The sequence below is a fragment of the Acinetobacter sp. CS-2 genome (assembly GCF_016599715.1).
Taxonomy (GTDB): domain Bacteria; phylum Pseudomonadota; class Gammaproteobacteria; order Pseudomonadales; family Moraxellaceae; genus Acinetobacter.
On the sequence record NZ_CP067019.1, the window covers coordinates 2,330,865 to 2,345,781 of the forward strand.

At 39.5% G+C, this 14,917-nt stretch carries 12 protein-coding genes and 2 pseudogenes; 1 reads left to right on the forward strand and 13 read right to left on the reverse strand.

Going from position 1 to position 14,917, the window contains the following annotated elements; all coding sequences use genetic code 11:
* Nucleotides 1-11: 11 nt before the first annotated feature.
* From JFY49_RS11475 to JFY49_RS11495, 5 genes and pseudogenes are all read right to left on the reverse strand, one after another.
* Nucleotides 12-1,739 (reverse strand): diguanylate cyclase domain-containing protein, encoded by a 1,728-nt coding sequence (locus JFY49_RS11475; RefSeq protein WP_413784583.1) that lies wholly within the window; start codon nucleotides 1,737-1,739, stop codon nucleotides 12-14.
* A 273-nt stretch (nucleotides 1,740-2,012) separates the two neighbouring features.
* The gene (locus JFY49_RS11480; protein ID WP_086176864.1) at nucleotides 2,013-2,351 is read right to left on the reverse strand and encodes an FKBP-type peptidyl-prolyl cis-trans isomerase; all 339 of its coding nucleotides are present in this window, start codon (nucleotides 2,349-2,351) and stop codon (nucleotides 2,013-2,015) included.
* Nucleotides 2,352-2,510: 159 nt separating this feature from the next.
* Nucleotides 2,511-2,692, reverse strand: a pseudogene (locus tag JFY49_RS17760) (MgtC/SapB family protein); the annotation flags it as partial.
* 88 nt (nucleotides 2,693-2,780) lie between these two features.
* Nucleotides 2,781-3,311 carry a YaeQ family protein gene (locus JFY49_RS11490; protein ID WP_200223022.1) on the reverse strand — a complete coding sequence of 177 codons (531 nt, stop codon included), beginning with the start codon at nucleotides 3,309-3,311 and terminating at the stop codon, nucleotides 2,781-2,783.
* Between the two features lie 63 nt (nucleotides 3,312-3,374).
* The gene (locus JFY49_RS11495; protein WP_180082367.1) at nucleotides 3,375-4,385 is read right to left on the reverse strand and encodes a CobW family GTP-binding protein; all 1,011 of its coding nucleotides are present in this window, start codon (nucleotides 4,383-4,385) and stop codon (nucleotides 3,375-3,377) included.
* A gap of 479 nt (nucleotides 4,386-4,864) precedes the next feature.
* On the opposite strand from JFY49_RS11495, the gene JFY49_RS11500 reads away from it, so the two are divergent.
* On the forward strand, nucleotides 4,865-6,472 hold the full coding sequence (locus JFY49_RS11500) for a bifunctional 3-(3-hydroxy-phenyl)propionate/3-hydroxycinnamic acid hydroxylase (RefSeq protein WP_180174817.1): 1,608 nt from the start codon (nucleotides 4,865-4,867) through the stop codon (nucleotides 6,470-6,472).
* A gap of 562 nt (nucleotides 6,473-7,034) precedes the next feature.
* On the opposite strand, the pseudogene JFY49_RS11505 reads toward JFY49_RS11500, so the two are convergent.
* The 8 genes and pseudogenes from JFY49_RS11505 to JFY49_RS11540 form a co-directional block, all read right to left on the reverse strand.
* A pseudogene (locus JFY49_RS11505) lies at nucleotides 7,035-7,651 on the reverse strand (glutathione S-transferase family protein).
* A 144-nt stretch (nucleotides 7,652-7,795) separates the two neighbouring features.
* Nucleotides 7,796-8,689: a DNA-binding transcriptional regulator HcaR gene (hcaR, locus tag JFY49_RS11510; protein WP_180174816.1), complete on the reverse strand. Its 894-nt coding sequence runs from the start codon at nucleotides 8,687-8,689 to the stop codon at nucleotides 7,796-7,798.
* 15 nt (nucleotides 8,690-8,704) lie between these two features.
* Complete coding sequence (locus tag JFY49_RS11515) at nucleotides 8,705-9,898, reverse strand: MFS transporter (RefSeq protein WP_180174815.1); 1,194 nt, start codon at nucleotides 9,896-9,898, stop codon at nucleotides 8,705-8,707.
* Between the two features lie 27 nt (nucleotides 9,899-9,925).
* Entirely contained in the window at nucleotides 9,926-10,489 is a 564-nt protein-coding gene (locus JFY49_RS11520; RefSeq protein ID WP_086195969.1) for a TetR/AcrR family transcriptional regulator, read from the reverse strand.
* 147 nt (nucleotides 10,490-10,636) lie between these two features.
* On the reverse strand, nucleotides 10,637-11,158 hold the full coding sequence (locus JFY49_RS11525; protein ID WP_086174788.1) for an acyl-CoA thioesterase: 522 nt from the start codon (nucleotides 11,156-11,158) through the stop codon (nucleotides 10,637-10,639).
* Between the two features lie 365 nt (nucleotides 11,159-11,523).
* The gene (locus JFY49_RS11530; RefSeq protein WP_086196100.1) at nucleotides 11,524-11,706 is read right to left on the reverse strand and encodes a hypothetical protein; all 183 of its coding nucleotides are present in this window, start codon (nucleotides 11,704-11,706) and stop codon (nucleotides 11,524-11,526) included.
* Between the two features lie 330 nt (nucleotides 11,707-12,036).
* Nucleotides 12,037-13,029, reverse strand: a complete 993-nt coding sequence (locus JFY49_RS11535; protein ID WP_200223031.1) for a patatin-like phospholipase family protein — start codon at nucleotides 13,027-13,029, stop codon at nucleotides 12,037-12,039.
* A gap of 322 nt (nucleotides 13,030-13,351) precedes the next feature.
* Entirely contained in the window at nucleotides 13,352-14,635 is a 1,284-nt protein-coding gene (locus JFY49_RS11540) for a DcaP family trimeric outer membrane transporter (protein ID WP_200223033.1), read from the reverse strand.
* Nucleotides 14,636-14,917 lie beyond the last annotated feature (282 nt).

The following is a 14,917-nucleotide window of genomic DNA, read 5'->3' on the forward strand; positions in this document are numbered from 1 at the left end:
CAAAATTTAAACTAAGTTCCAGAGGGCTGATATTGATCCCGTCCGGCATCCTTGGCTGCATAAAGCTGGATATCGGCAGCTTTCATCAGTTCATGAATATCGCTATAGGGATGATTTCGATCCATCCATGCCACACCCATACTTAAAGTCACATACTGTTTTTGATCAGGCCGGTTTAAATGTTCAAATTGAGCATCTCTGACTGCATTTAAAACCTGCTGCAACACATTCAAGACCACTTGACTCGGAATATTATGCAAAATAATGGCAAACTCTTCCCCACCGTAGCGGGCAACATAAGCAGATTCAGGCAAGGCCTGCTGGATCAGCTTGACCAAATCTTGCAAAATTACATCCCCCTTCAAATGCCCATAGTAATCATTATAGTTTTTAAAATAATCTACATCTAACATGGCAAATGCCAGACTATAATGGGTATGATTTTGTGTCAGGGTAAATAATCGCTGAATTTCAGCATTTAAAGCCCGCCGGTTAAAAGCCCCGGTTAATGCATCTATTTGAATTTGTCGCTCTAGCTTCTGGTTCAGTTGATGTAACTGTGAAGTGCGCTCCTGTACTTTATGATCCAGAGAACTATTCAGCTCAAGTAAGCTATTATTCAATTGCTCAATATGCGAGGTATGCTGTGCATAGTTTTTTGACTGCTGAAACATAATCAGCAAGGCATAGAAACTGGTTGAAATAAATGAAAGATTAAATGAATCGAGTAAATTTAAGGTCAACAAGAAATCATGAAAAAAGGTCACACATAATAAAATTATCGCCCATACATTGACGCTAGAATATTGCTCTTTTGATTTCAGGGTCAGATAAAAACCATAGCCAAAATTTACAATGACAATCGGGCTAATGACTGAACTATAAAAGGCAAACCGCTGAAAGATTTCAGGCACAGTAAACAAGGTCACCATCATACCCATGATCAGTATGCACATCGCCACACTGTAAACAATCGGATGCAGATAACGCCGACTGAGTAAAAACATATAACTGATAAAAAAAGTGACTGCCAGATAAGTAAACAGATATTCTAAACGCTCTCCCCATAACCAGCTGATATTGGTAAAGGTGGTATAGGCATAAGGGGCTGAAAATAAATTATGCAAGGCCAGAAACAGAATAAAAACACCAAACACAAAAACCCGGATACTGCTGCGATTAATCACTCCTTGGAATACTGAAAACATTAAGGTAAACATTCCAATACCCAAGACTGCTCCACACACCAGGCCAATACTCATCATCATCTGCTGGAACTGGCGACCAATGGTTGTACCTATGCCTATCCGCATCGGATTTTCAAGACCACCATGCTGAGGATCAAAATTGGATGCCTGAATGGTGATGGTGAAATACTCTTTTTCCACCACAAAAAAGGCAATTTTAGGTGCATTTTCCGTTTGATGATGGCTTGGGTCTTTTCCAACTTCTCCTAAACGCAGTATAAAATCACCATTCAAGAACATTTTATAAGCCCCATATTGATTGGGAATAAAAATGGCTATACGGCGCCCTACAAATTGCTTAGGTATTTTAAAATGGCCAATAAATGTGCCATAAGTCTGGTTAGTTCCAGTGATTTCTTTAAAAGAGACTGGCAAAGTTACGCTAGTCGATTTTAAAACTGAACTGGGTTGGGTGATGAATTGCTCAGGATAATACTGCCATGTCCCCTTAAGAGGCGTAGAGCTATCTTCAGTAAACTGAACATCATTCAAGAATTTTTGATGTAAATAATAAGATTCGGGTGCGGCTTCATAAAGTGCCCAGACCTGCTTCTGCCCCAGACCTATGCATAGACATATTGCTAGAAAAAGTTTTAAAAATGAATTAATTTCTGAATTTTATACAAAAAGCGAATCATCCTTAAATACGCTTAGCTATTTCTTAATGTAGTGGTAAAAAAATAAAATTCAAACTATTTTTCACCTATCTGCAAGATTCATCCTTGTCTCTTGCAGAATATTTTTTAACCGATAATCAAGGCGCACTTAATCACGTGTTTTTACGTCAAATAGTTCAATTTCAAAAATAAGGTTTGAATTGGCAGGAATAATTTTACCCATTTTACGTTCACCATAAGCCAGGTGTGCCGGCACCATTAATTTACGTTTACCACCGACTTTCATGCCCATAATGCCCTGATCCCAGCCTTTAATCACACGACCGGTACCAATCACGGTTTCAAAGTAGTTGCCACGGTCAATGGATGAATCGAATTTGGTTCCATCTTCCAGCCAGCCGGTGTAATGGGTCGTAATCAGCGCACCTTTCACCGCTTCTTTACCTTCACCTACTTTTAAATCGATAATTTCTAATTCATTTATCATGATCATTTACCTAAACTGAGCAGCAATTTTTCAATGCCTAGTATAACCGGATTTGGCTGCATGCTTTAGAATTTAAGAGGTATCCGTTCTTAGCTGTATTTAAAAGCTGAGCTCATGGATATTTGAATCATTCAATAAATAAGCCGTCAATTTTTTATGATTTTCATCTTTAAAAATCACCCCTGCCCGGACAAATCCAGCCCGGTCAGAATATTGGCAGGAACTCAGATGACCATAATCATGGTTCGAAGGCCGGCCGATTTGCTACGATATTCTCGCTCTGCACCAATAATTACCCCAATACCGAGGGCAATCAGCAAACAATAGAGATCCGGATACATATATTTTCCCTTTATTCATTTTTATTGTTTTCAGGTATAGGCAATTTTGTGATCAGGATGCAAGCTTAAGCCTGCAACCTGTATCTATTTATTGTAATTGTTCCCACTCCACCACGACTTGAGCGTGATCCCCAATCAAGGTCCATTCACCATCCATAACATTTAGCTGTAACTGCATAGTACGCTCGCATAATTGTGGCAAGGCATCAGTAGCCGCAGTAGAGAGTTTCCACACTTCGACATTGCTTAAGGTTTTTAATTTGCTGTTGCGTTTGTACCATTCATCTACAGCTGAGCCATAAGTAACCACAGCCACCTGCTTACAACGCGCACTGGCCTTTTTCACCTTATCTTCATCCGGACAGCCCACTTCAATCCATTTAATCAGTTGGCCGGTCAGATCTTTTTGCCATAACGCCGGCTCATTAGTTTCAAACAAATCTTTGGTAAACTCCAGAGCATCATCAGCAAAACGCGCATAAGCCAAAATACGCACCATCAAACGTTCAATGGTTTCTGAAGGATGCAAAGCCATAGTGAGTTGATAATCACCATATTGATGGTCATCCATATTGGCAATATTCAAATCTGCCTTATAAATTGTTGCTTTTAGCGCCATAAAAGAGTCCTCAAATTTGGCGCCTAGCATATAAGATTTGGGCGTATTTTGCTGAAATGTTTTTTAATCCTGATCTGGATTAATCTGGCACTGAAACAGTTGCTGTTCAAATAACTGCCAGTCATGCGGATGCTGCACAATAATTTCAATACGGTTATCCACGCCTTCTTCTACAGACTGATAGTTAAACTGCTCGGGATTAAAATTGAAGGTTTTCCAGCCCTGGTTGGTATTAAAAATCCCTTTAATCCGCAGCCACTGTTGCTGTTCACACAGTAAATCCAGCAAGGCATAAAAGTCGAATTGCCAGCGCTTGGGCAATTTCCATCCCGCTACACTATAGCCTTGTGCAGTTTCAACATAGTGATAAGGCAACTGTTTAATTTCTGGTAGAGGCTGTCCAGCTGAAAATGTTTTTTGGATTTTCAATAAAGGCTGAATTTTACGTCTGGTTCCCACATAAGGCAGGTCAATTTGTTGCAGAGGAATTTTATCTTGCCCACTCATCAGCCAGGTTTGCTGATAAGCCTGATATTCACGCTTTAATGCCTGCAAAGCCTGATCATCTGCAAAACTCATAGTATCCGCATGGGACACCACAATGATTTGTGCTGCTTTTAACTGATCGGCATATAAATTCTGCTTGCTCCAATCACTATCATGCAAACGGGAACCATCGACTACAGTCACCAAGGCACGCATGGCAATACTCGGCTGCCAGTGCGGTTCGGTCAGCTGTTCCAGCAATTGTGCAGGATGTCCTAGCCCTGTGGGTTCGATAAACAACCGGTCCGGTTTGCTTTCTGACAATAATCGCGACAAGGCAATCTGCATCGGTAACTGGCTGCTACAGCAAAGACAACCGCCCAATAGCTCTTTCACTTCATAGCCTTGGGTTTGCGGTAACAACTGCTGATCGACCCCAATTTGCCCAAACTCGTTCATCAACACCGCCCAGACCTCATTTTCTGGCTTCTGACTGAGCAAATGTTGAAGCAAGGTGGTTTTTCCAGCCCCTAAAAAACCAGAAATAATATGAGTCGGTACAGCTTGAGTAGGAGAAATCAGTTTCAAAATCAACTCGCTTTCAGATAGATATAATCAGTTCATCAGTGAGCACAACTCACCCACCCATACGGATCATGATGATGCTCACTTTCATTTTTTCCGTACTGTATAGTAAAGCATCCAATTTATTTTGAATCCGTCATCATTCAATTTTTATTTTTTGACGTTTTTAAAATCTCACTGCAAATCATTCACTCCATGCTGTTGCATGCAAAGCAAGATTAAGTCAAAAAGCGGAATGAGGTAAACTCTTGCGCTTTTTATGTTTAGCAAATATTTATATATGATAGAAAAAAATGATCATTAAGCCCGAAAACCATATAGTAGACAATTTAAATAAATATTTATTTTCAATATCTTATATAATAATATATATTTCCGCTGTTTTGTTTTCATTCAACATATCTACTATGGCATAGCTTGTTTAGACCCTCAAATTCACCGTTAATACGCTTAAATGTGAATTGATTGAATGGGCATTCGCTATGAGCAACAAAACAAATTACACCACTGAAGTGGCAATCTTGGGCGCAGGCCCTGTGGGTTTGACTATTGCGAACTATTTAAGTAAACAAGGCATTCAGGTCACTGTAATCGAACAACTGGACAGTTTGATTGATTACCCGCGTGCGATTGGTATTGATGATGAAGCATTGCGTACTATTCAGTCACTTGGCTTAGTGAATCAAGTTTTACCGCATACCACACCAAATCATGCCATGCGTTTCTTGACGCCTAAAGGTCGCTGTTTTGCTGACATTCAGCCACTCACCCGCGAATTCGGTTTCTCACGCCGTAATGCTTTTATTCAGCCTCAGGTCGATAATGTCTTGCTGCAAGGCTTAAAGCAATATGAAAACACTCAAGTACTGTTTTCACGTCAACTGGGCGAATTTAGCCAAGATGCCAACGGCGTAACGCTTAAAATTCAAGATAAAAACCAGAAAGAAGAAATTGTTCAGGCAAAATATTTAATTGCATGTGATGGCGGTAACTCAATTGTACGTCGTACTTTAAATATTGGTTTTGATGGTAAAACCGCACCAAACCAATGGATTGTAATTGACATTGAAAATGATCCTTTGGCAACACCGCATATTTATCTATGCTGCGACCCGGTACGTCCGTATGTATCTGCTGCCCTGCCTCATGGTATTCGCCGTTTCGAATTCATGGTGATGCCAGGTGAAACTCAAGAAGAGTTAAGCAAACCGGAAAATATTGCCAAATTGCTGTCTAAAGTATTGCCTAATGCTGAAAATATCGAAGTAATCCGTCAGCGTGTTTATACACATAATGCGCGTATTGCCGATAAATTCCGTGTTGACCGCATCCTACTTGCCGGTGATGCTGCACACATTATGCCAGTATGGCAAGGTCAGGGTTATAACAGCGGTATGCGCGATGCCTTTAACCTGGCCTGGAAAGTGGCATTGGTTGTTCAGGGCAAGGCGACTCCAGACCTGCTGGATTCTTACCAGATTGAACGTAAAGACCATGCTAAAGCTATGATCGATCTTTCAGTGATGGCCGGTCATGTACTTGCGCCACCGAAAAAATGGCAAGGTTTCGTGCGTGACGGTATTGCCTATGCATTGAATTACATCAAGCCAATTAAACAGTATTTGCTTGAAATGCGTTTTAAACCGATGCCGAAATATCATGACGGTGCTTTGCTGGCAGACGGCAAGAAAGAGTCTCCGGTCGGCAAGATGTTTATTCAACCGCAAGTGAAACTTGAGTCGGGTGAACAAGTTTTACTGGATGAAGTGATTGGCAACGACTTTGCGATCATTGCTTGGGGAGTCGATCCTCAATGGGGCATCTCGGATACCACCATGCAAGTCTGGAAAAAATTAGGCGTCAAATTTATTCAGGTCATTCCTGAAGTTCAGTTTGGCAATGAAAACCGCAAGAACATTGATGGCGTGATTACCATTGGCGATATCGGAACCGATATTCGCAGCTGGTTTGGTAAAACTTCAGAATCGGTGGTAATTCTACGTCCTGACCGTTTTGTGGCGGCCTTGGCGATTCCACAAACTCTGGATCACGTGAGCCAACAGCTGTTTAAAAAGCTGCATGTAAAATAATACAGATATAAAAACACATTGACTGAATCATATTCAGAGGCCTGACCACGCGAAAGCGTGGTCTTTTTTTATTTTTCACTCATATAAATCTTTAAATTTAAGGTCAATTATTAGACTTCTTCCATACATCATTTTAGAAACTAAAAATTGTTCGTAAAACCAAAATTAAAAAATAGATTTTAGTCAATATCAGATTCATGAGTGTGGCATGGATGCCCAACGTTTCCCATCCCTTACGCTACATTTTAAAGCAGTGCTTAAAACTGGCTCAGGATGTCGTGTATGGGAAATAAAAGGTTTTTCCTGCGGACTCACAATATATTTTGAGATCCTCATTTTGACCTTTCAAAAGTAGAGAGATTGCCTACGAGAAGGTAAAAAATTAAATCAATCAAATGAGGCAGTGCTGATTTAAAAAAATCGAATATTGAACATTTTTTGATTTATGCAAGAGATCTATTCAAGAGAGCTTCAAAATAAATCTATTCCTTTAACTCTTCAAAATCAGCTCAATCACTTTAATATCTTTAGCAATTTCAATTAAAAATTAACAGTAAAAATATTAAGCATTAATCTTCTGCAACCATGGCACACCTTTCATTGAATCACGCTGTGCCAGAAGCTGAATAAACGGCTTGAACTCATCCAGATAAGGCAATATTTTGAGAGAGATAGCAAAAATTACCCAATAACCCAGAAATAAATCTGCTGCTGAAATTTTATCACCCAGCAAATACGGATTTGCTTCTTGCATACCCTTTTTTAGCAATGCCAATACACTCTCTTCATGACCAAAGGTCAGGCTTCGTTTTCTTTGCTCAATTTGCTCGTCCGATACGCCTAGACCTTTTAAATCCATAAACTCAGTCAAAGGACCATGCGCAAAGAACATCCATTTCAGATATGCACCTCGCTTGGGGTCATCCAGGGCAGGCGCCAAACCTTTTTCCATATATTTATCTGCCAGATAAGTAAATATGGCCGCAACTTCAGAAATCACTACGCCCTGATCAACCAGACAGGGGACTTTTCCCATGGGATTAATAGTTAAATATTCAGCCTGATGCATATTTTCATATGGGCACGTTTATCTCTTCAATCTGGTCTTCTATACCCAGCTCTTTTTAATAAAAGCATCACGGTCATGCCACGCGACTGAGCATTGTTATACAGCTTCATCATTTTAATTCGACCTCTGTTGTTATTCTAATTTTTAAGTATAAAGCGCTTTGATTATTTGATGGTGATTATGTGATACATGCACTCTCCTTAACGATGCTTTTTATCGCCTTTAAAAGCATCGTGTGATATCAAACAATTATTTTAAAAGAAACCCATATAAAACTGTTCTTTCAAGATTTTTAAAATAAGTTCAATCAGCTCATTTTTTTGCCCTTTACGATAACTGGCATACAGGTTAATCATCGGTAAGGGCTCAATAGTATTTTTCACGATAATTTTATCGCCCAATAGCGGGATCACATAAGCCGGTACCAAACTCCAGCCGACCCCCATGCCGACTAAATTGACATTTAATAGAATATTGGTCGAGTGCTGGACGATGTTGACATCCAGTTTAGCCTGCTTAAAGAAATCGGTAATAATCTTGTGCAACTGCGGTGAAGCATCTTCATCACTAATAACAAAGTCCTGATGATTAAAACTTTTGATACTAATATGACGTTGCTCGGCAATAGGTGAATCCTTGGGCACGATTAAAGCCAGAGGCTCACTAAAAATCTGTACATGCTCCAGTTCATCCGATTCATCGACATAGCGGGTAAAGGCAATGTCAATATCACCTTTTTTTAAGGCTTTAAGTTGGTGGACATCGGTCAGGCTATGAAAGTTAATTTTGATGTCAGGGAAATGGGCCCGTATATTCGGCATGATATAGGGAAAAATTTTCATTTCTGCCACAGGGACAAAGCCAATATTCAACTGGTCTTTGCTCAAGTTGGCAATTTTCCGTGCAGCATCAATCGCTTTTTCTGCATGCTCCAAACTCAGCAGCGCTTCTTTCAGAAAGACTTTTCCTGCTTCAGTCAACTCAACTTTACGGTTGGATCGAACCAATAACTGAACACCCACCTCATGTTCCAGATCTTTAATCTGCTGGCTCAAAGATGGTTGCACCGTACACATGCGTTGTGCCGCCTTGGTAAAATTCAGTTCTTGTGCAACTGCAACAAAATAGCGTAAATGACGTAATTCCACGTGCCGGACCTCTCTTTATTTAGGTTGCTTCAGTGATGCCGAAACTGTGTATTTATAAACAAATAAAGTCAGCACAGTAATTACAGCACAGAATAAATAACTCAGTTGATAACCATAATAGGCAATCATCAATCCCAAAATGACTGAGCCGATTGCCATGCCCAAATCAAACAGGGTAAAGAATGTGGAAATTGCATGCCCCATACGCTGTTTTGGCACAGACTGAATAGCAATGGTTTGAAAACATGGAAACAGGGAGCCATAACCAATGCCAATAAATATAGCAGATAACCAGAGCAGCCATTGATTGGAGATAAAACTGACCACGACCAGGCCTATGGCAAAGAAAATAAAGGAAGGATAAATGACTGCACTGGCACCTTTACGGTCATAAATTTTGCCTACCCACGGCCGCACTACAATCATGGAAATGGCGAAGACAATAAAAAACAGGCTGGTATACGCGAGTAGAGCTTTAGATTCACTATAAGCGGTAATGAAACTCATAATGCTGGAATAGGCAAATGCAGTCAGCAAGGCAACAAAGCCAATCGGTATAGCACGTGTTTCAATAATATCATGCCAACCCAAACATTTTTTTTCTTGAGTCTCAGCCGTGAAGGCAACCTTATCCTGCTGTTGTACCGGAATGATTAAACAAAAAATAAAACCCAGACTGATCACAGCAGTTAATAGCGCAAATAGCATCTTAAAATCAGTAAACTGCAACACGGTCAAGGCAATTAAAGGCCCAAATACCACGGCAAGATTGGTCGACATGACAAAATAGCCCATGCCCTCGCCCTTACGCCGATCTGGAATAAAATCATTTGCTATGGGCACGGTGACCGTGGTTAATATGCTAAACCAGATGCCATGAATAAAACGGATCAACAATAAAGCCCACATACTGTCGGCAAATAAATAGCTAAAAGCAAACAGTACAAACAGCAATTCCGAGCCGCGGAAGGCTATTTTTTTGCCTAATTTTTCCACAATCAGTCCGGAAAATGGACGAACCGCAATTGAAGAAACCAGAAATAGGGTCAGTGCCAAACCTGCTTCCTTCACCGTCCCGCCTAGATCCTTCATGATATAAATCGGCAAGACAGTTAATAAGGCATAATAATAGGTAAATAAAAACAGGTTATTGCATAGACATAATATAAACGAGCGATTCCATAGACGCTCAGTGTTTGTTGCAGACATAATGACCAACTTAGCGGTAGCCTGGTGCTACTTTTGAACCAGAACAGGTTGCATCACCAAACGTACAAGATTGTGTATGTAAGTTTCATCTGGCATGCAATTAAAGAAAATAATCTGATAATGAATCGGCCCATACAGCGTATCCAGCATCAGTTCAAATGGATAATCGGCAATAATTTCATTACGCTCTATGGCAAGTTGAATCAACTTGCGTGTTTGCTCACGACGCGGTAATAAATACAGCCTGAAAAACTCACCGGCTGCTTCACGATGCTCGGCCATCACCACCAATAAAGCTCGCCCTAACGGATGATTTAGCGCGAGTGACAATTTTAACAGCTGCTGGTTCAGATTAACTTCCAGGCTCTGCTCGAAATCCAGATCAAAGACCGAAGCGGTGTGCTCTTTAAAGGCATCAAAGACCAGATCAGATTTATGCTTCCACCAGCGATAAATGGTCGACTTTCCTACCCCTGCCCGTGCAGCAATATCTTCAACAGTTAAATGACTGTAATCCTCATCTTCCAATGCAGCAGTCACTGCCTGCAAAATACATTGCTTACGACGCGAAGTTTTTTCTAGTTCAGTCATTCATCACCAAAAACGAAACGATACGTATCGTTTTATATTAGGCTAATTTTTGCCTGCTGTATAGTTCCAATCTTCCCGTTAAAATCAAAAAAGACCGCTTTAAAGCAGTCTTTTTAACATCAGCGTTCAGTCTGTTTTAATACAGCATTAGCATTGCGAGGTTTTTTTATAAATACTGCATGAAGGATGATGGCTTTCTTGCAAGCGTGCCACTTTACGATGTTCAGCAGCCTCAAAACGGCAACGTTTCCAGTCATTGTCCAGCTTCAATGGCGGAATCTGTTTCGGTTGACCATTTTCATCTACAGCTACCATAGTGAAGTAACAACTATTGGTATGACGTACGGTACGTTTTTGAATGTTCTGCGCTTCTACGCGAATCCCGATTTCCATTGAGGTACGACCGACATGGTTGACACTGGCAAGAAAAGTAACGAGTTCACCCACATGAATCGGTTCTTTGAAATTTACTTTATCCACAGACAAAGTCACCACATAACTGCCTGAATAACGGCTAGCACATGCGTATGCGACCTGATCCAGTAATTTTAAAATTGTTCCGCCATGAACATTTCCTGAAAAGTTCGCCATATCAGGAGTCATTAAAACTGTCATGGTTAATTCAGACTGGTCATCTAATGCTGGAGCAATTTGATCTAATGGGGACATCGCGTTCTCTAGACTCTTTTACAGACAATAGTATAAGGAATGATTATATCGTTTTTCTATGAAATAAAATGTCGAAATTGCCAATAAACCCATCATTATTATTTATAGTGATTTTGGTATCATTCAAAAAAATATATATCAATTTTACCAACTCACTGAGATATAAACATTTTTCTTATAGCATGATTTTAATAGAATATTTGTTCTAAAAATTAAATTACAAAAAGATGACTATATATTTTAAAACATATCGTGTGATTATTACTTGAATACCTATGAATCAAACAAAATTTAAATCTATTTGGGCACAGGGCTAGTGTTTAACGTGTCATATCAGACCAGTTAAATCTCAGCTTAAACTAATATCAAGGTGTTACATTGCGCAGCATTTCTTTGGAAATATTGCCATAGCTCAATACATTTTGCTGGTCGAGCTGGGTCTCAACACTATAGGTACCATCAGTATTTTCTGAAATCACGGTAAATACCAGATTTTCCATACTCGCCATTTTAACTTTTTGACCTATGGCAAATTTTTCTATGTTCATACTACTGTTATGCATTTAACCATCCTTACAGAAATATGCTTTTATGACTTTAATAAACTCCAGTGTAGAGAATTTTTATTTACTGGTAAACTTAAATCATTGAACAAACACATATTATATAAAAATTGTATAATACAAAAGCTTTCATCACTTAGTTGATTTTATTGAATAATATCAATTGATTAGTTTATCTTTACAGTTAAATTCCATTCATCTTGATTGATTATCCCTCAAAACCTAAATAACGACAGACTAAAACCTAACAGCATTGCAATAATGAATCTGAGACTCTTAGGGATTCGGTTTCATCATTGCAATTGATTGAAGGACTTAATCCTGTGCGCTTAATTGCTGAATGCTATGACCAAATGGATAATGCTTCTGTTTCAATAAAGTGGTAATTTCATTTAACTGACTTTCTGTTGCATCTATTCCGGCTTGCATGGTCATTGCACGACCTTTTACATCAAATATATGCCCTTTTTCCCTTAAATCTGGCTGAATCACAATATCTGCATGCTTTAACTCTTCTTCAGCTAAACGGCTTTGCATGATATTAATATTTTGATTGAACATTCCCCAAACATTACTGGTTTCGGTATGCATTGGTTGCGCCAGAATATCCACAGCAATCACAATATCCGCCCCCAAATCACGTGCCACGCCTACAGGTACCGGGCTCACCAGACCGCCATCCACATATTCATCCGCACCAATTTTGGTTGGAATAAACATGCTGGGAATAGACACGGAAGCGCGTACCGCCTGTCCGGTATTGCCATAGTTAAAGACGACTTTTCTGCCTTGTTTTAATTCCGTTGCGACCACATACATCGGGATTTTTAATGCCTCTAAAGGCGTATTATTGACTTGCTGATTGACATAATTTTCAACTTTTTGGCCATCAAAAAAGCCTTTCATGTCCAGCTTTACATCACGCACATCATTGGCTTTCATGCTTAAAGCAATATCACGCAGTTCTTCTGCTGTTTTACCACTGGCATAAATGGAACCCACAATACTGCCCGCACTGGTACCTACAATCAAATCCGGGTGTATCCCTTGCTGCTCCAGTACCTGAATGACCCCGATATGAGCATAGCCACGAGCGCCACCACTGCCCAGTACCAAGGCAACAATAGGACGGTTTTCCTGCTGTTTGAGTTTTTTAAAATTAATACGCTCTGCCCGAACTTGAGCATCTACAGCAGGTGGCTCTGATAGTCCTGTCGAACCAACAGTAAGCTTAGGTTGGGCAACCGTTTGACAGGCTCCCAACCCCAATACTGCCAAAACAATAAAACTAAATTTGATATTGCTCATGAACCACCTAAAGATAAATAAAGCTGTTCGCAAAAAGGCGTATATTTTAAGAACGATCTATGTGTAACACTGTATTCTTTCGTAAAGTTATCCTTAAAAGCTCTCAGTTTTTAAAAGATCAGGGCTCATATATTTGCCGCCTTCCTCTTAATATTATCTCATCTTTTGACCTTTTTTATAGCCGGCTTTTACCCATCAAATCAGGGCTGATGATTCTCATACGAATGAGATCTCTTAGGTATTAACTGGAGATGAAAAATAATTTTTCAAATAAAAAAAAGAGGCGAACCAGTCGCCTCTTTTTTAAATTTCCAGTTTTGAATTAGAAATTATATTTAGCCATCAAACCTACACGGTTATCTTTATATGACTGACCAGCAAAGGTTTCACGCTTACCATTGATATATTCCACACCTAAATCAATTGGTGTAGCCGGTGAATAGATAATATTCATCCAAGCTTGTTGTACTTTTTCATTCGCATTTGTAGTCAATGCATATTTAGTGCCATCATCTGCAAACAAAGCGCCATAGGCTAAAGTCGAACGTAATTTAGGTGAAATTTTATAGGTTGCACCGACTTGGGCAGCAGTAAATTCATTTTGCTCAATATTATTACCATCAAGCACATAAGCTGAATTGCTGCCATATAAATAGTTGCTGTTACCCACTACATGCGAAACATCAGCAGACACTTTTAAAGGATCAGCAACTTGATAATTAACCCCTGCCGCTACACCCCAGCCAGTTTTATTATCATCAGCTGCTGTTGATTTATAATTTTCAACCAAAGCACGTGCAGATACTAAACCTTTACCCTCCGCAAAACCTTGCACTAATTTCGCAGTTAAATTAGGTAAACGATATTTAATAGTATCCCCTGTAGCCGAACTATCTGCTTCTTCTGCAGACAAGAATAATTGGGTAGCAGGAGCCAGTTTAAGACCATAGCGTACTTGAGGAACACGCAGTGTACCTCCACCCACGTTCGTTGCAAGGTCAATCATTTCTGGTGCATGACTTGACAGGAAGTTTGAAGTGGTTTGACCGAATAACCAGTCATTATAGGTTAAGTAAGCATGACGAATACGCAATGCTTCATTGGTTCCTGCAAAATCAACTTCAACTTTACCACCAACTTTTGCATCACCCACTGGCGTATTAAAATCTAAGCCTAAACGGGTCATTTTTCCGGTAGCACGAAGCTTGTCATTAACTAATGCAGTTGCTCCACCAGATTTGTGTACTGCGTTAAAGTCGTCATCTGCACCTTCAATAATATAGTTAGCATCACCACGAACAAAACCGTATAGGTTTACACTGGCGCCCGCTTTAGTTTTAAAGCCAGTTAATGCTGATTCAGACTTCGCTGCAGGTGCTGCTGCAAGTTGAACAGGCTGTGCCTTGACTTGCTCAATTTGAGTTTGTTGCTGTTGCTGCACTTGCTGTTGTTGTTGGATTAAAGATTTTAATGCTTCAACTTCTTGACGTAATTGTTGAATCTGTTTTTGTTCAGCTGTGCCGGCATGTGCTGTACTAACCATGACTGCTGTAACTGCCAATGCTAAACCTTTAGCAATAAATTTACCGTTACGTAATTGACTCATTCTTAAAATCTCCGATTTGTTAAATTTCGCATTCCATGCATTCAGTGATTTTTTAAAAACCCAATAAATCTATGAAAAAATACCCTTCAAAAATTAATAAGCTTAAAAAACCATTGCATTTTCAGCTTCTGAGTACAGTAAAAAACTTAAAATATTATAATATTACAAATATGTGACATCCACATATCGTGCTAAATCTAGCAATTTTCAGACTTTATTAAAATCAGTTTTCCCGAACATTGATTGAAAAATAATCTCATTTTCAGATCTAATAAAAAAATA